Source organism: Treponema sp. UBA753 (assembly GCF_002297325.1).
Taxonomy (GTDB): Bacteria; Spirochaetota; Spirochaetia; order Treponematales; family Treponemataceae; genus Treponema_D.
The window spans coordinates 1-15,968 of record NZ_DBKJ01000013.1; the positions used below are offsets into that span (position 1 = coordinate 1).

General features: G+C 40.1%; 18 protein-coding genes. 16 read left to right on the forward strand and 2 right to left on the reverse strand.

What is annotated here, in order from left to right:
* Positions 1-198: 198 nt before the first annotated feature.
* Positions 199-1,446, forward strand: a complete 1,248-nt coding sequence (locus B4C08_RS00590) for a class I SAM-dependent rRNA methyltransferase (RefSeq protein WP_295796442.1) — start codon at positions 199-201, stop codon at positions 1,444-1,446.
* 4 nt (positions 1,447-1,450) lie between these two features.
* Positions 1,451-2,407: a tRNA (adenosine(37)-N6)-dimethylallyltransferase MiaA gene (gene miaA, locus B4C08_RS00595; RefSeq protein ID WP_296662124.1), complete on the forward strand. Its 957-nt coding sequence runs from the start codon at positions 1,451-1,453 to the stop codon at positions 2,405-2,407.
* Here miaA and B4C08_RS00600 read toward each other — a convergent pair.
* Positions 2,404-2,625 (reverse strand): hypothetical protein, encoded by a 222-nt coding sequence (locus B4C08_RS00600; protein ID WP_295796449.1) that lies wholly within the window; start codon positions 2,623-2,625, stop codon positions 2,404-2,406. The two genes, miaA and B4C08_RS00600, sit on opposite strands and share 4 nt — an antisense overlap.
* 127 nt (positions 2,626-2,752) lie before the next feature.
* Between B4C08_RS00600 and B4C08_RS00605 the strand changes: the two genes are divergently transcribed.
* The 14 genes from B4C08_RS00605 to B4C08_RS00670 all read left to right on the forward strand — a co-directional run bounded on the left by B4C08_RS00605 (position 2,753) and on the right by B4C08_RS00670 (position 14,693).
* Positions 2,753-3,493 (forward strand): TatD family hydrolase, encoded by a 741-nt coding sequence (locus B4C08_RS00605; RefSeq protein ID WP_296662125.1) that lies wholly within the window; start codon positions 2,753-2,755, stop codon positions 3,491-3,493.
* 122 nt (positions 3,494-3,615) lie between these two features.
* Positions 3,616-3,957, forward strand: coding sequence for a preprotein translocase subunit SecG (secG, locus tag B4C08_RS00610; RefSeq protein ID WP_296662126.1), 342 nt, complete (start codon positions 3,616-3,618; stop codon positions 3,955-3,957).
* Positions 3,958-4,078: 121 nt separating this feature from the next.
* Complete coding sequence (locus tag B4C08_RS00615) at positions 4,079-4,537, forward strand: PTS sugar transporter subunit IIA (RefSeq protein WP_295796456.1); 459 nt, start codon at positions 4,079-4,081, stop codon at positions 4,535-4,537.
* 32 nt (positions 4,538-4,569) lie between these two features.
* Complete coding sequence (locus B4C08_RS00620; RefSeq protein WP_295796458.1) at positions 4,570-4,878, forward strand: hypothetical protein; 309 nt, start codon at positions 4,570-4,572, stop codon at positions 4,876-4,878.
* A gap of 9 nt (positions 4,879-4,887) precedes the next feature.
* A complete protein-coding gene (locus B4C08_RS00625) occupies positions 4,888-5,919 on the forward strand; it encodes a V0D/AC39 family V-type ATPase subunit (RefSeq protein ID WP_296662127.1) in 1,032 nt (343 codons plus the stop codon).
* The gene (locus tag B4C08_RS00630) at positions 5,912-7,900 is read left to right on the forward strand and encodes a V-type ATP synthase subunit I (protein WP_296662128.1); all 1,989 of its coding nucleotides are present in this window, start codon (positions 5,912-5,914) and stop codon (positions 7,898-7,900) included. The genes B4C08_RS00625 and B4C08_RS00630 overlap by 8 nt, the downstream gene beginning before the upstream one ends.
* 61 nt (positions 7,901-7,961) lie before the next feature.
* Positions 7,962-8,288 carry an ATP synthase subunit C gene (locus B4C08_RS00635; RefSeq protein ID WP_013701803.1) on the forward strand — a complete coding sequence of 109 codons (327 nt, stop codon included), beginning with the start codon at positions 7,962-7,964 and terminating at the stop codon, positions 8,286-8,288.
* A gap of 76 nt (positions 8,289-8,364) precedes the next feature.
* Positions 8,365-8,694 carry a V-type ATP synthase subunit F gene (locus B4C08_RS00640; protein ID WP_013701802.1) on the forward strand — a complete coding sequence of 110 codons (330 nt, stop codon included), beginning with the start codon at positions 8,365-8,367 and terminating at the stop codon, positions 8,692-8,694.
* Between the two features lie 160 nt (positions 8,695-8,854).
* Positions 8,855-9,493, forward strand: coding sequence for a hypothetical protein (locus B4C08_RS00645; RefSeq protein WP_295796472.1), 639 nt, complete (start codon positions 8,855-8,857; stop codon positions 9,491-9,493).
* A complete protein-coding gene (locus B4C08_RS00650; RefSeq protein WP_296662129.1) occupies positions 9,490-11,280 on the forward strand; it encodes a V-type ATP synthase subunit A in 1,791 nt (596 codons plus the stop codon). The genes B4C08_RS00645 and B4C08_RS00650 overlap by 4 nt, the downstream gene beginning before the upstream one ends.
* Positions 11,277-12,662 carry a V-type ATP synthase subunit B gene (locus tag B4C08_RS00655; RefSeq protein ID WP_013701799.1) on the forward strand — a complete coding sequence of 462 codons (1,386 nt, stop codon included), beginning with the start codon at positions 11,277-11,279 and terminating at the stop codon, positions 12,660-12,662. The genes B4C08_RS00650 and B4C08_RS00655 overlap by 4 nt, the downstream gene beginning before the upstream one ends.
* Before the next feature lie 2 nt (positions 12,663-12,664).
* Positions 12,665-13,288, forward strand: a complete 624-nt coding sequence (locus B4C08_RS00660) for a V-type ATP synthase subunit D (protein WP_296662130.1) — start codon at positions 12,665-12,667, stop codon at positions 13,286-13,288.
* Positions 13,285-13,782 carry a universal stress protein gene (locus tag B4C08_RS00665; protein ID WP_296662131.1) on the forward strand — a complete coding sequence of 166 codons (498 nt, stop codon included), beginning with the start codon at positions 13,285-13,287 and terminating at the stop codon, positions 13,780-13,782. Before B4C08_RS00660 ends, B4C08_RS00665 begins: the two co-directional genes overlap by 4 nt.
* A 233-nt stretch (positions 13,783-14,015) precedes the next feature.
* Positions 14,016-14,693 (forward strand): response regulator transcription factor, encoded by a 678-nt coding sequence (locus tag B4C08_RS00670; RefSeq protein ID WP_296662132.1) that lies wholly within the window; start codon positions 14,016-14,018, stop codon positions 14,691-14,693.
* 3 nt (positions 14,694-14,696) lie between these two features.
* Here B4C08_RS00670 and B4C08_RS00675 read toward each other — a convergent pair whose 3' ends face one another.
* Entirely contained in the window at positions 14,697-15,941 is a 1,245-nt protein-coding gene (locus B4C08_RS00675; RefSeq protein WP_296662133.1) for a hypothetical protein, read from the reverse strand.
* Positions 15,942-15,968: the final 27 nt, after the last annotated feature.

Sequence of the window (15,968 nt, forward strand, 5' to 3'; positions counted from 1 at the left end):
GCCACGTTTCAACAGGCGGCGGCGCTTCCCTCGAACTTCTCGAAGGAAAGACCTTGCCAGGTATAGCTATTTTAGCTACAAAATAATTGCGGGATTCCGTTTAAAACAAAGTGTCATTCTCCTGCCTTGCAGGGGAATCCGGCAGAAAAAGAAAAGCTCTGCGCAAGCCGCAGGGCTTTTTTTTAAGGGATATTAAAAATGAATAAAACTGTAAGAATTATGTTAAAGCCTAAAGAAGACCGTGAGATTTCTCAGGGATTTCCGTGGGTTTATGATAATGAAATTTCAACTGTAAAGTTTCCGCTTGATGAAGGCATGAAAACTTCGCCTCTTGAAGAATGCGCTGTAGAGGACGGAACTATTGTTGAAGTCTGTTCTAATGCCGGAGGTTTTCTTGGCAGCGGTGTAATAAATAAAAAATCGAAAATTACAGTGCGCATGATTTCTTCTTTGCACGCTGATAAAATCTTGGAAGACATGAAAGGTTTTTGGGCAAAGAAAATCCGGGATGCTGTTAATATTCGAAATCTTAGCTTTAAAAGCGATGACAGCTGCCGCCTTGTTTTTGGCGAGGCTGATTTTATTCCTGGGCTTATTGTGGAAAAATATGTTTCAAAAGGCAAACTGTATCTTGTTGTTCAGTTTTTGGCGCTTGCATGTGAAAAATTCAGAAATGAAATTCTTGGTGCGCTAAAAGACTTTGTAAAGCCTGATTTTATTTATGAAAGAAGCGATGCTGCTGTGCGTGAAAAAGAAGGGCTTGAAGAAAAATCCGGCTGGATTGGCAAGGCAGGGCAGGAAGTAATTGAAATAGAAGAAAACGGAGTGCTTTTGCTTGTTGACATTGCCCGCGGTCAAAAAACTGGCTACTTCCTTGACCAGAAATTCAATAGAGAAAAAATTAAAAAGTTCTGCCACGGAAAAAAAGTTTTGGACACTTTCACACATACAGGTGCGTTTGGTCTTAATGCCGTAAAAGCAGGCGCACGCGAAGTTATAAGTGTGGATATTTCGCAGGAAGCCGTTGATATGGTTGAAAAAAACATTGCGCTTAATGGTGCTGAAGAAAAAATGAAGGCTGTTTGCGCGGATGTGTTTGACCTTCTTAAGCAGTATGAAGCTAGCGGTGAAAAGTTCGATGTGATTATTCTTGATCCTCCGGCATTTACCAAAAAAGCAGGAAATATCGAAAAAGCTTACGGCGGCTACAAGGAAATAAATTTGCGTGCCATGAGAATTCTTAATGAAGGCGGAATTCTTGTTTCATGCTCTTGTTCTCACTATTTTGATGAAAATACATTTTATTCAATGCTCATGCATTCAGCGATGGACAGCCATAAACGTGTTCAGGTCTTGGAAAAACTTGGAGCGGCTTCTGACCATCCAATTCTTTTGGGCTATCCTAAGAGCGAATATCTTAAGTGCGCCGTGTGCAGGGTGATTTAATTTGATGCAGGAAAAAAATGTAAACTGCGTTGTTCTGCTTGGACCTACCGCTGTGGGAAAGACTGCCATTGCGGTGCGCCTTGCAGACAAATTCGGCTGGGATATAATTTCTGCGGACTCAAGGCAAGTGTACAAAGGTCTTGATCTTGGAAGCGGAAAAGATTTGTCTGAATATTATGTGAATGGAAGGCAAATTCCCTATCATCTTATAGACATTGCGACTTTAGACTCTGAATACAATGTGTTTTGTTTTCAGCAGGATTTTTACAGAACTTTCAATTCTCTTAAAGCGCAGGGAAAATTTGCGTTTGTAGCAGGCGGAACTGGAATGTATCTTGATTCCGTTGTGCGAGGCTACGATCTTCTTACCGTTCCAGAAAACCTTGAGCAGAAAAAAGAACTTGAAAAAAAATCGCTTGAGGAACTTGGAGCTATGCTTTTATCTCTTAAGCCTGAACTGCACAACAAAAGTGATCTTGCTATAAAGGAACGTGTTGTAAAGGCTTTGCAGATTGAACTTTTCAAAATTAGTCCAGAAGGAATAAAGGCAAGAAGTGAGCTTTTGAGCCGCCCAAAAATCGAGCCGCTTGTAATTGGCACAACTTTGAACAGAGATGAACTTTACAAAAATATTGAAATCCGGCTTCGTCAAAGAATTCAAGAAGGCATGATAGATGAAGTTGAAAATCTTCACAAGCAATATTCATGGGAACGTCTTGAAAAACTTGGACTGGAATACAGATTTGTAAGTTTCTATTTGGAAGGAAAAATCAGTTCAAAGGAAGAAATGGAAAATCAGCTGTGCGCTTCTATACGGCATTTTGCAAAACGGCAGGAAACTTGGTTCCGCGGAATGGAGCGTAAGGGCGTAAAAATACATTGGCTTCCCCGCAAAAGCAGCAAGGAAGCTAGGTATTTGTCTGCTGTTGAATTAATTGAAAAGTATGTGCCTGAATTTTAGGCGTTTACAGCCATCTTTGCAGCAGGCTCTTCAATTTTTGTAAGGTAGCCGGTTCTAAGGCAAGATTCGAACAATGTGCGTGAGATGAAGTCTGTTGTTATTTCATCGTAGCCGTCTTTGTCTCTTACAATGCGCACAACGTATCCGTCTTCTGTTTCTTTTAGGACTGCCATGTAATCGTTTGTCTTTGCTATGGTTTTAAGTGTGTAGTATGCCATAAATTGCACCTCGCTTTAGTATTATAAGCAATGCTGCTTGAATACGGAAAAAATTCCTTAGCCTTATTATATTTTCGGTTTTTTAATGAATGTGTTTAGCTTTTTATTTGTTTGGAGGCTTTGATTAATGCTTTGCGATTCCCATTTGCATATCGCCGAATGTGAAAACTTTATTCCGGCTCATTTTTGCTGTTCATGCGCTCATTCAAAAAAAGAATTTTTTATTCAGGAAGAAATTGCTTTAAAAAGCAGCGGAAAAGTTTTATGCGCATTTGGCCTTCATCCGCAGAAGCCTTTGCTTGAAAATGCTGATTTTTTAGAAACCCTTTTGCCTCAAAAAAGAATCATTGCGCTTGGAGAAACTGGCTTTGACTTTTTTACGCCGGAACTAAAATCCTGCATAGTTCAACAGAAAAAAGCATTTGAAGTGTGCCTTGAGCTTGCCACGGAGCATAAAGTTCCTCTTGTGGTTCATGACAGAAAGGCACTGGATCTTGTGTTCTTTTATTCAGCTGGATTAAAAAAATGCGCTTCGGTTGTTTTTCATTCATTTGCTTTTACTGCAAGAGATGCCGCTTCAATTTTGAATCACGGAATAAACGCGTATTTTTCTTTTGGAAAGCCTTTGCTAAACGGAAACAAAAAATCAATTGGCTGTGTAAAAGAACTTCCGCTAGAAAAAATTCTTTTGGAAACAGACGCTCCGTACCAGACTTTAAAAGGCGAAGAAAAAACATCTCCGCTGCAAATTAAACAGATTTATGAAAAGGCTTGCGAAATCCGCGGCATGAATATGGAAACTCTTGAAGCTTGTATGTTCAAAAATTTCTTTACTGCGTTTGGTGTTTCGAATTTAAATTCCTTGTAAAAACTGCCTTTCAAAGTCCGTGCTGTTTTTATAATTCTTAATTGACCTAACGGAAATATTTCATTATTATAATGAGACTAAAAATGAATTTTGCCGGGAATGCCCGGTGTTTGGAGTAAAAAATGGCTGTTTTAAAAACAATCCTTCTCATTGCGTTTGTAATTATCTGTGTGCTTTTAGTTCTTCTTGTTCTTGTTCAAAATGAAGAAAATAACGGCATGGGAAGTGCTTTTGGCGGCGGACAGTCTACAGCTTTTGGCGCCCGCTCAGCGAGTGTTCTTACAAAGACAACTGGTGTTCTTGCCGCATTGTTCTTTGTAACTGCTTTTGGAATTTCACTTTTGAACAAAGCTCCTGCTAAAGAAGACTTGTCATCTACTGTAAAGGAAGTTCAGGGAGAACAGACTTCTTCAGAAGATAATGGAAGTTGGCTTCAGGAGGAACTTGCTCCTGCTGAAAAATAAAGCTGTTGTTTTTGGCGGCTTTATTAGGGGTTATTACAAACCGAAAATGCGTTGGAATCAAGACTGCAAAAAACTAAAAATCGAACAGTTTTGAGCCAGCGAATTGTTTAAGGATGGTAATATGGTTTTCGCAAAAATTTTCTCTCCTAAAAGCATAATTGTAAACCTTGAAAGCGAAGATAAAGACGAGCTTTTTGAGGAAATGGTGCAAGTTATCCATTCTGAACATCCAGAAGTAGGCAGAGATGATGCTCTGTCTGTTCTTCATGCACGTGAAGCCCAGATGAGCACTGGCATAATGCACGGCGTTGCTGTTCCGCATGGAATTTGCAGTTCTGTAAAAGGCTGCGTTGGCGCAATAGGAATAAGCCGCAATGGTATTGATTATGATGCCTTGGACGGTTCTCCTGTAAATCTTGTGTTTATGCTTTTATGCGGTCCGAATGACAACAATCTTCTTCTTGAGATTTTAAAAGAACTTGCTGTTGTTTTGCAAGATCCGCTTTTTATGACAAAACTGTTTGAAAAGACTTCATCGCAAGAAATATTCGATGCTTTATGCGAAGCTGAATCTCAATAGAATGAGATAAAACATTTTATTTGGAGTACATAATGGCTGCTGAAGAAATTGATATTATTACACATCTTCTTGATGTAGAAAAAGAAGCTTCTACAACAGTGCTTGATGCGCAGAAAAGGGCAGATGAAAAAATTGCCGCTGCACGCTCTCAGGCTGAATCTGAATTCAAGGCTAAGTATTCCGCTGTTGTTTCTGAAATTGAGCAGAAAGAAAAAGATACAAAATCCGCTATAGAGAAAAAACATTCTGCAGATATAGAATCTTATAAGCAGAACTTGAATTCAAGCGAAAAGGATTATACATCTTTTAACGCTCTTATGGATAAAATTCTTTTTTCATAGGAGAACGATATGGCAATGGATAAGTCCGCCGCTGATTCTTATGTTTATGCAAAAGCTAGCGGCATGCTTGCCCGGTCTTATGTTGGGGAACGCGCAAGGCAGTTGTTTTCTTTTCACACATTGCAAGAACTGTGGGCTTTTTTGTTCAAGAAAGAAGTTCCTGTTGTTCCAGAAACTCTTTTGGCTCATGCTTTGGAACAGGAAGCTTTTGAGCATTTTATTTACGACTATAAAAAACTTGTTGGAAATTATTCAGAGCCGGATGATATTGTTTTAACTTTGCTTAGAAGTTTTGATTATGAAAATTTAAAGGACATTTCGGCTTCTCTTTCGCTTGGAGAAAAGAAAATCCCTGATATTCAAAAGATAACACCTTTTAATATAATAAATTATGATAAATGGCCGGACATCGCTTCAATTACATCTGGCGGACCGCTTTCTTGGTATAATAACATTCCTCCCGTTTCTGAGCAGCATTTGGCGAATTACAACCTTGACTGCCATTATATTATGTCTCTTTGGAATGCCGCAAAGCAGGTTCATTCATCTTGCAGGGAAGAAATTCTTAAGCTAATTGGTGAAAAAATCAGGATAGACAATATTGTCTGGGCAATCCGGCTTCGTTTTTATTATAAAATGCAAAAAGAAGAGATTATTCCGCTTTTGGCTTATTCAACGGAAAAAAAAGAAATTTCTGACCCTCTTGCCTATGAAGCTATAAGAACTTTGGATTGGGAATTGGACAATTACGATGCTTGGAAAAACTGGAAATACAGCAGGCTTTTAAATCCGCATGAAGAAGGCGTTATATGGACAATAGATCCTAGATGGATTTCTAATTCGTATAAAAGTCTTTATGTAAAAAAAGCATACAAACTTTTCCATAAATATCCGTTTACGGCTTGTCCGATTGTTTGCTGGTTTATTATAAAAAGAAACGAACTTGATAATATCCGCACGGCTTCTGAAAGTCTGCGGCTTAGCATAGATTCATCGCAGGCTATGCAGATGACTGGAGCCTTGGAGGTAATAAATGGCTAGAACAACCACAATGCGTCTTATTGAGCTTATGGTTTTGCGGGAAGATATACATTCTGTTCTTAAATACCTTGGCGAGCTGGGCGAATTTCAGTTTCAACAGGAATTTTCTTCTGATTCTTCCGATTCTGCAAAAAGACTTAATCCGGACGCTTCTGTTTTTGAGCGGCTTCAGCAGGTTAGGGCGGCTTTGGATTTGCCTGACTTGGACGGATATAAAGGTTCTGTTCCTCTTCCTTCTGATGCTGATTTTGAAAGCGCAACAAAAATTATTGATTCAGTTGAAGATATTCATAAAAAAGAGCTTACTGCTGCTGACGAGGAAAAAAGGGCAGTTTCCGCATATAGAGAGGCTTTGGCTTTTGCAAATTTGAAAGTTTCTTATTCAGATCTTGAGTCTCTTTCCTTTCTTACTTTGCGAATTGGAAAAATTGATCCTGAAAAAATCGATGATTTAAAAGCTCGCCTTGGCTCACGTGGAATTATTGTAAGGCTTGGCGATGATAATTCAAGAATTCTTGCCGCTTCGTCAAAAAAAGCTCGTTTTGCATTGGACGGAGAACTTAAGGAAGCCGGATTTACAGAGCTTCAGGTTCCAAAAGATTTTAAAGGAATTCCTGATGAAGTTCTGCTTACTTTGGAGCGGAATAAAACAGAAGCTGCTGCTGCTCTTGAAGAAATTCAGACTGAACGCCGTAATTTTGCGGAAACCCACAAAGACGAGCTTTTCAGGCTTTTGCAGATTTATTCAGTTGGAAGCCAGATTTATTCTGTGGAAAATTCTCTTGAATCAACAGAATTTGTTTATAGAATAACTGGTTGGATTCCGGCTTATCTTATTAGAAAAGTAATGAAGGATTTGGACGAGCTTACACAAAGCCGGGCTGGAATCCGTGAGTTTTTGCCAACTGAAGTTCCTTCTGTTGTTTCAGGGCAGGAAAAAGTTCCGGTTCAAGTTAAGCATGGAAAAATTGTTTCTAGCTTTGAACGCATGATTTTCAGCTATGGTTCGCCTTTATACGGAACTGTTGATCCGACTCCGTTTGTGGCTTTGTTCTTTACGGTTCTTTTTGGAATTATGTTTGGAGACGCGGGACAAGGTTTGTGCTTCCTTATAATAGGAATTCTTTGCTGCCTTAAAAAAATTAAGATTTCAGGCTGGGAAAAATTCGGCGGAATTTTCTGCTGCATAGGAATAAGCAGTACGATTATGGGACTTCTTACCGGCGAGTTTTTTGCAAATGAAACTTTGCTGCGTCCGTTTGCGTTGTGGGTTACAGGGCTTTTTGGAACTCCGCGCGCTCCTATTCTGCACATGATGCCTTCAAATGATCCTGCTTCTATAATTAGAATGTTTACGTTCTTTGGATTTACAATTTCAATAGGATTTATAATCAATAGCTGCGGACTTATAATAAATATAATAAATCAGTTTTCGTTGCGCCGGATTGGAAAGGCTTTGTTTGGAAAAACTGGAATTTCAGGCGCGGTTTTCTTCTGGTATGTGATTATTTTTGCGGTTAGAGTTGCGATGTTCAAGCATGTTCCAGCTGCCTATGACTGGATTGTTATAGCAGTTTCGTTGTTTTTGACTGCTTGTTCTGAGATATTCCAAAGGCTTGTTGACGGCGAGCGTCCTATTTTGGAAAACGGTCTTTTTAGTGCGGTTATTGGCGCTGTAGTTGAAATAATCGAAGTGATTTCTTCCTATCTTTCAAATACAGTGAGTTTTGTCCGTGTAGGCGCATTTGCTCTTGCCCACGCAGTTTTGGGATATATTATCAACACTTTTGTTGAGCTTGCTCCTGGCGCAGGCGGAATTGCTGTGGCCATTTTGGGAAATGCTATTGTTGTAGTTCTTGAAGGAATGATTGTTGCAATTCAGGTTGTGCGTCTTCAGTATTACGAGTTCTTCTCAAAATTCTTTAGCGAGACAGGACGTGAATTCAAGCCGTTCTCTTTTGTTTATAAAGAGACAGTTTAATTTGTATACAGCTGCTTTTTGCAGTTTATTTATAGAATTTTTAGAACAAGAGGTTTTTATTATGAACAAGAAATTTTTGGTTGCTCTCTCAATGATGCTTTTGGTTGCTGTTGCTGGCGTTTTTGCGCAGGCTTCTTCTGTTCCTGAAGAGCAGGCTGTAGAACAGGCGGCTTCTAATGCTGGAGCTATAAAATATGTAGCTGCTGCTCTTGCTGTTGGAATTGCTTGTATTGGCGGCGGTTCTGCTGTTGGAAAGATTGGTTCAGCTGCTATGGGAGCAATGAGCGAAAACGCAGAGCTTTCTGGAAAGGCGCTTCCTTTCGTAGGTCTTGCTGAAGGTATTTGTCTTTGGGGATTCCTTGTTGCTTTGTTCATTATGATAATGTAATAGAATTTTTTTGCTGAAGGCTGAATTTTTGTCAGTTTAACTGTTGAAAATTCAGTCTGGCATAAAAAGCAAAACCATGGAATATTTTGTAATTGGAGAACGGGAACTGATTCTTGGCTTTATGCTTGCGGGCGTAAAAGGCAAGGCTGTTTCTAACAGACAGGAAGCTTTGGATGCTTTTAACAAGGCAACCGGACAAAATTCTTCCGTAGGCTCCGTTGGCGACATACCAAAGGTTCTCATTCTTACGGAAGACATAGCCGATATGCTGTCCAAGGAAATTCAGTCTTGGCAGATGCACGGCAAAGCTCCTCTTATTGTGGAAATTCCTGGGCTTCAGGGACATATTCAGGGAAGAAAAACTCTCACTGATTCAATCCGAGAAGCAGTTGGAATTCAAGTTTAAATTTTATTCATCGATTTAGGTTTTTAAGCAAACCTAAAAATTTCAGAGGCATGGCTTAAATGCAGCAAATCTCTGCTCCTTGTTCTGAATTTTAGGGCTTATAAAACTAATCATTTTGTGCGGAAGGTTCATACCGAAACCATACAAGGAAAACTTTTTTATGGAAGAATTACGTTCAACGGAAGTTCTGGACAAAGAAATTCGTTCTGACAGTGTAAAAAAAGCAGAAAAAATTCTTGCAAAAGCGGACGAAAGCGCAAAGCAGCTCATTGACGGAGTTCAAGACCGCATTGAAAAGGCGAAGTCAGATGCAGAAAAAATCTCTGCGGAAGGAATTGCTGTTTATGAAAAAAATATAAATGCTTCGCTTCCTCTTGAAAAGCAGCGTTATTTGGTTTCTTATATTTATGGCTCTATTATAGAAGCTATGGATAAGTATTTTGAATCTATCGGAGACAAAAAACGTCTTCTTGTTATACAAAGTCTTTGCGAGCGTGCAAAAAAAGCTATTCAGGAAAAGAAAATTTCAGCGGTTGTTGTTGGATTCAATCTTTCTGATGCTGAATCTATGCTGAAAAAAGTTTTTCCGCAGAATCTTTCTTCATGCGAGGCTGGAGACGTTCATCTTGTTTCCCGCGAAAGCCTTGAAGGATTCAATTTAAAGGAAGGAATTATACTGAAAGCTTTGGACGGTTCTGTTACTTGCCGTTTGACGCTTGATGAAAAAATAAAGGAAATTTTAGACGAAAAAAGAGAACTTCTTGCAAAGACTCTTTTTGGCGGGAGGTTGCCTGAATGATTACTGGAAAAATAACCCGAATTTCAGGTCCTATAGTCTATGCTGAAGGCCTTGAAAAATGCGGACTTTACGATGTTGTTGATGTTGGCGAAAAAAAGCTTATTGGTGAAATAATCCGCCAGAGTGAAGGAAAAGCTACAATTCAAGTTTATGAAGATGTTACAGGAATGCACGTTGGCGAGCAGGTTGTTTCTAGCGAGCGTCCTCTTTCACTTAAACTTGGACCTGGGCTTGTAGGCACAATTTACGATGGAATTCAGCGTCCTTTAAAAGAAATGTATGAAGACGGCGGGGTTTTTCTGCTCCCTGGCCAGCGCACAGAACCTATTGACAATAAAAAGAAATGGGAATTTATTCCTGCAGCTCACCCTTCCGACGGAAAAGAAATGTGCGAAGGTCTTTCCATTGCTCCGGGAATGGTTCTTGGAACTGTTCAGGAGACAGGTTCTGTTGTCCATAAAATAATGGTTCCTCCGACAATCCGCGGGCGTGTTCTAAAGACTTTCGCAGGAAAAGGCTCTTATACAATTGATGAGACAATCGCTACTACAGAACTTGGCGAAAATATTTCGATGAGCCAGTACTGGCCTTTGCGCAAACCTCGTCCTTTTGCACAGAAACTTGAAGTAAGCCAGCCGCTTGTTACAGGTCTTCGTGTAATCGATGTATTCTTTCCTCTTTCAAAAGGCGGAACAGCCGCAATTCCAGGCGGATTCGGTACTGGAAAAACGATGACTCAGCATGCGATTGCAAAATGGTGCGATGCGGACTTGATTGTCTACATTGGCTGCGGCGAGCGCGGAAACGAAATGACGGACGTTCTGACTGAATTTCCGACTTTGATAGACCCGCGTACTGGACGTTCTTTGATGGAACGCACAATTTTGATTGCGAACACTTCAAATATGCCTGTTGCGGCGCGCGAAGTTTCACTTTATTCAGGAATTACACTTGCCGAATATTACCGTGATATGGGGCTTCACGTTGCAATTATGGCGGACTCAACTAGCCGTTGGGCAGAAGCTTTGCGTGAACTTTCCGGTCGTATGGAGGAAATGCCTGCTGAAGAAGGTTATCCTGCATATCTTCCGACTCGCCTTGCTGAATTTTATGAGCGTGCCGGTCGTGTTAATTCTTTGTGCGGAAAAGAAGGCTCTGTTTCTATTATTGGAGCAGTTTCTCCTGCGGGCGGAGACTTTTCTGAGCCTGTAACCCAGCATACAAAACGTTTTATCCGCTGTTTCTGGGCGTTGGACCGTGAACTTGCAAACGCGCGCCATTATCCTGCTATTGGCTGGATTGATTCGTATTCAGAATATGCTGCAGAAATTAAAGGCTGGTGGGACAAATTTGATCCTCGCTGGTCTTCGATTCGTGTTCAGGCTTTGGATTTGCTCAAACGTGAGCAGCGTCTTCAGCAGATTGTACGCTTGATTGGTGCTGATGCTTTGCCGGACAGCGATCGCCTTATTCTTACTGTTTGTGAAATGATTAAAAATGGATTTTTGCAGCAGAATGCGTTTGATTCAATCGATGCCTATGCAGTTCCAGAAAAACAGGTAAATATACTTTTGCTTATGATGACTTTCTATGAAAAAGCGTTAAAGGTTATAAAATCTGGATGTCCGCTTTTGAAAGTTACCGAGCTTCCTGTGCGAAATGAAATAGTCAGGGCAAAAAGTGAAATTCCAAACGACAAGCTTGACGAGCTTACAACTATTCAAAATCATCTTGACGACCAGATGGCGGAACTTGAAAGAATGTACCGCAAGGATGTTGCACTATGAAAGGAATTGAATATACTGGACTGACTTCTGTTGACGGACCGATTGTAGCTGTAAAGCGCAGTGAAAATTCCTCTTATGACGAAGTTGTTTATGTCCGCGATAAAAACGGTGAAAAAAAGACTGGACGAATTATTGATTTGAATGAAAAAACTGCGATTGTTCAGATTTTCGGAAGCACAACCGGTCTTGACTTGGAAAATACAACTGTGGAATTCCTTGAAGAGCCAATGGAGCTTCGTGTTGGAAAAGGACTTCTCGGACGCATTTTTAACGGACTTGGCGAGCCTATAGATGGCTATCCGCAGATTATTTCGGACAAAAAAGTAAATGTAAACGGAAATCCTATAAATCCTTATGCACGTGTTTATCCGCGCGATTTTATCCAGACTGGAATTTCTTCAATTGATGGAATGAACACTTTGATTCGCGGGCAAAAACTTCCGATTTTCTCTGGAAACGGACTTCCGCACAACAAGCTTGCTGCCCAGATTATCCGTCAGGCAAAAATTCTAAATAGCAATGAAGAATTTGTTATGGTTTTTGCCGGCATGGGAATAAAATACGATGTTGCGCAATTCTTTAAGCATACTTTTGAAGAGTCTGGAGTTTTGTCAAAAGTTGTAATGTTCCAGTCACTGGCTGACGCGCCTTCTATTGAACGTATTATTACGCCGAGATGCGCTCTTACTGCCGCTGAGTATCTTGCCTATGAATGCAATATGCACGTTCTTGTCGTTATGACAGACATGACAAACTATTGCGAAGCCTTGCGTGAAATTTCAACGACACGCGGTGAAGTTCCTGGAAGAAAAGGTTATCCAGGATATCTTTATTCAAATTTGGCTGAGCTTTATGAGCGTGCAGGAAAAATTCAGGGAAGTACAGGTTCAATTACGCAAATTCCTATTCTTTCTATGCCAAACGATGATATTTCGCATCCGATTCCTGACCTTACAGGATATATTACGGAAGGACAGATTGTTCTTGACCGCGAGATGAGCCAGAAGGGAATGTATCCGCCGGTATCAGGACTTCCTAGCTTGAGCCGCCTTATGAAAGACGGAATTGGTGAAGGCATGACACGCGAAGACCATGCGCCTGTTTCAAGCCAGCTTTTTGCCGCTTACAGCAAAGTAAAATCAATCCGAAACCTTGCTTCTATTATTGGCGAAGAGGAGCTTTCTGAGCTTGACCAGTGCTACTTGAAATTCGGAAACGAGCTTGAAGCGAAATTCTTTACCCAAGGCGAATATGAAGACCGCTCAATAGATCAGACTCTTGATTTAGGCTGGAAAATGCTTAGTATTCTTCCGCGCGAAGAGCTTTACAGAATCAAGAATGAAATGATTGACAAGTATCTTCCAAAAGCTTTAGAGAACTGATTATGGCAAAACTGAATATTGCTCCGACAAAATCAAATCTTCTTGCAATAAAAGAGCAGCTGGCAATCAGCACTGAAGGCTATGACTTGCTTGAGCAAAAACGTGAAATTCTTGTAATGGAGCTTATGCGAATTGTTGAGCAAGTTAAGCTTTTGGAAAACCAGATTGACAAGTGCATTCATAAAGCCTATCCTGCGCTGAAAAAAATGCTTGTTTCTGTTGGCGGCGACCGTGTAGAGCGGATTGCGCACGGAATTGACTATAATTTTGAAATTACAAAGAAACCGGCTGTCATTGCAGGAATGTCTTTTACAACCATCGATGTGAATCTTCCGCAGAGAAGACTTTTTTCTTCTTTTATGGGAACTTTTGCAGACAGTGATGAAGTCATGGCGGATTTTTTTGAGCTTTTGACGCTTCTGACAAAAATGGCGAGCATAAGAACTGTCGCCTGGAGGCTTGCTCTTGAAGTCAAGAAAACCCAGCGCCGTGTAAATGCTTTGGATAAAACGGTTATTCCGCAGGACAAGGAAACTGTGAAGTATATTGAAGGTGTTCTTGAGGAACGAGAACGTGATAATGTTTTCGTTATGAAGTCTTTAAAAAAAAGGCAGGGTGAAAAATGATAAAACCTCTTTTTCAGCGGATTGTAGTCGGCTACAATGGTTCTCGCTCTTCTCTTCATACAGTTTTGTACGCAATTCTTATGGCAAAAGTCTACAAATGCGCAGTAAAAGTTGTAAGCGTTGTAGACACAGCTTCCATAAAGTATCTCACTTTGCAGAAATTTATGGTTTCGCAGGAAGGCGAGTCTATTGCAAAAAGCCTTGAGTCTGACAGTGAAAAAAATCTGGATTATGTAACAGATCTTGCAAAGTCAAAAGGCGTAAAGATTGAAACTGAAATTCGCAAAGGTGCAGTTTGGGCTGAAATTATCACAGCCGCAGATGAATTCAAAGCTGACCTTATACTTTTGGGCGGAGCAAAAAATCTTGACCATCTTTCTTCACTTTCTCGCGATGTGATTTCTTCTCAAGACAGCGAAATAATAGGAAGCGCGCACTGTTCTGTAATGGTTGTCCGCGAACCTTATGTTGAGCAGAAATTCAAGCTTGTTTAGTTTTTTTTATATTTTTGGCTGTCTGAAATTCGATTTTATAATTTAGTGTCATTATCGGGCTAGACTCTGCAATGTTTTTGAAAGAAACTCGGTTGATAATCTGTTAAAATTTTACAACAGATTCCCATGTCGTAGCATGGGAGTGACACTAAAATGGCTGTTTTTATCAAAACTTGATATTCAGACTATATTCGCCCTTTTGTTTCCTGGAAATTTGTCGTATAATAAATCTCATGCGAATTTTACTTGCTGATGTCAACGTAAGAAATTCCCAGGCTTTGGCGGAGTTCTTGCAAAAAAATCATTTTGGAACTGACACAGTTTATACGGGAACAGAAATTATTGAATATGCCTCTTCTGAAATTTATGATGCGCTTGTTATTGAGGCTTCTCTTCCAAAAATGAGCGGACTTGAGGCTGTAAAAATTCTTCGCGAGAAAAAAAATTATGTTCCAGTTCTTCTTATGTCTGAAAATCCTTCCATCGATGAAATTGTAGAAGGTCTTGATTCTGGCGCGGATGATTATATAAGGCGTCCTTTTTCATTTGAAGAATTTCTTGCAAGAATAAAAGCTCTTACAAGACGAAAAGGTGAATTTAGGTCAAGTACAGTTTCAATAGGAAATTTTTTTCTGGATAAAAAATCATGCGAAATTCAGAATTCCAGCGGTGAATCTATGAAAATATCTTTAAAGGAACTTTTGATTCTTACGCTTTTGTTTGACTTTCCGCATCAGATTGTAAAAAAAGAACTTATTATAGAAAAGATTTGGGGCGGAAACAGCGCCGCGGAATATAACAATGTTGAAGTTTATATTTCTTTTATTAGAAAAAAAATGGAGCAGCTCAATGTCAACGCACGGATAAGAACTGCGCGCGGCATAGGCTACTCCTTGGAAGAAATCGCTTAGTTTTTAGAATTTTGTTTTGAATCCGATTGTTGCTGAATAGCTTTTTTCCGGATCGTCTTTAAGATCAAGCAAATTTACAGAAACCGATGCGTTCAATGTTCCGCCAAGAATTTCTATTCCTGCATAAGGCGAAATGCAAAGGCTTTTTTCTTTTTCGTCATCTCCGTCTGGATCAACCCGAGAAACTGCAAAAGTTGTGTGTGCTCCAACAGAAAGTCTTGTTGCTCCTGCGTAAACCTTGTCGGAATGAATATTTAAATTCATTCCAAGAACATTTTCTGTTCCCGGGTATCTTCTTATGATATTTCTAAGGAAAATCATGTCTTCTGCTGTTTCCGCTGGAAAAACAAATCCGGAAGTGTCAATTGAAATGTATTTGCCCTGCGCTCTTGGCTCAATAAAAGCCCACACATCTTTCATTTCTAGCTTGTCTGAATCAGAATCGCTGTCGCTTTTTCTCAATATATATTTATTTACGCCGCCCTGAATCAAAAGAGAAGTTGTGTTTCTGTTTCCTATAAGGAAATTTAATCCGCCGTGAAGCTGAAGCTCTTTTATGTACACGAGCGCGTCATTGTCTTCGCTGTTTACTTCTGAAGGAAGCGCAAGTCCCGCTGAAAAATCAATTGTTGAAATTCCGACAAGAGAAGCGAGCCGCAAGTCAAGGTTCAGAACGTCATCCTGATTTTCATCTTCTGCAGCCTTGTTCTTGTAAAGATTTATGGCCGCCGCAAAATTTCCTTCAGGATGAAACGTGTAGCCGAGCCCCTGCGCGTAAAGAGGGTAGTAGCTGGCTCCTGCAAGTCCACGGAAACTTTCTGTAAATGAAGAGCGGATTGGCTTTATTCCGAACTGTCTTTGAAGAAACAAATCCGAGCCGATCGGTTCAAAATTTCCGTAGTAAAGACTTATATAATGAGCTGCGTGCGCGGAATTGACTGTGTATGTTGCAGAAACTTCTTCAACTCTAAGATACGAGTTTGGAGTGCCGCCATTCAAAGACTCGTATTTGAATATGTCGTTTGCCTTGGCGTAGAATTCGCCTCTTAAGAAAAGTTTTCCGCCAAAATCAATCTGACCTGCAAAAAAAGTTTCTCCGGTAAAAGCCGGATCAAATTTTTCACAGTCGTATTCGTTTTGAATTCCGGCAAGAAATCCAGTGTATCCGTTAAAATACGGGCTTTCAAATGCAAATAAATTTAAAGCTGCTGAAATTGAAATGGCGGCTGCGCAAAGAAATCGTTTCAATTAATCCTCCGTGCGGAAAAATTCAGT

Coding starts and splice junctions, on each gene's coding strand:
- B4C08_RS00590 (WP_295796442.1), top strand. CDS start 199: ATGAATAAAACTGTAAGAATTATGTTAAAGCCTAAAGAAGACCGTGAG.
- miaA (WP_296662124.1), top strand. CDS start 1,451: ATGCAGGAAAAAAATGTAAACTGCGTTGTTCTGCTTGGACCTACCGCT.
- B4C08_RS00600 (WP_295796449.1), bottom strand. CDS start 2,625: ATGGCATACTACACACTTAAAACCATAGCAAAGACAAACGATTACATG.
- B4C08_RS00605 (WP_296662125.1), top strand. CDS start 2,753: ATGCTTTGCGATTCCCATTTGCATATCGCCGAATGTGAAAACTTTATT.
- secG (WP_296662126.1), top strand. CDS start 3,616: ATGGCTGTTTTAAAAACAATCCTTCTCATTGCGTTTGTAATTATCTGT.
- B4C08_RS00615 (WP_295796456.1), top strand. CDS start 4,079: ATGGTTTTCGCAAAAATTTTCTCTCCTAAAAGCATAATTGTAAACCTT.
- B4C08_RS00620 (WP_295796458.1), top strand. CDS start 4,570: ATGGCTGCTGAAGAAATTGATATTATTACACATCTTCTTGATGTAGAA.
- B4C08_RS00625 (WP_296662127.1), top strand. CDS start 4,888: ATGGCAATGGATAAGTCCGCCGCTGATTCTTATGTTTATGCAAAAGCT.
- B4C08_RS00630 (WP_296662128.1), top strand. CDS start 5,912: ATGGCTAGAACAACCACAATGCGTCTTATTGAGCTTATGGTTTTGCGG.
- B4C08_RS00635 (WP_013701803.1), top strand. CDS start 7,962: ATGAACAAGAAATTTTTGGTTGCTCTCTCAATGATGCTTTTGGTTGCT.
- B4C08_RS00640 (WP_013701802.1), top strand. CDS start 8,365: ATGGAATATTTTGTAATTGGAGAACGGGAACTGATTCTTGGCTTTATG.
- B4C08_RS00645 (WP_295796472.1), top strand. CDS start 8,855: ATGGAAGAATTACGTTCAACGGAAGTTCTGGACAAAGAAATTCGTTCT.
- B4C08_RS00650 (WP_296662129.1), top strand. CDS start 9,490: ATGATTACTGGAAAAATAACCCGAATTTCAGGTCCTATAGTCTATGCT.
- B4C08_RS00655 (WP_013701799.1), top strand. CDS start 11,277: ATGAAAGGAATTGAATATACTGGACTGACTTCTGTTGACGGACCGATT.
- B4C08_RS00660 (WP_296662130.1), top strand. CDS start 12,665: ATGGCAAAACTGAATATTGCTCCGACAAAATCAAATCTTCTTGCAATA.
- B4C08_RS00665 (WP_296662131.1), top strand. CDS start 13,285: ATGATAAAACCTCTTTTTCAGCGGATTGTAGTCGGCTACAATGGTTCT.
- B4C08_RS00670 (WP_296662132.1), top strand. CDS start 14,016: ATGCGAATTTTACTTGCTGATGTCAACGTAAGAAATTCCCAGGCTTTG.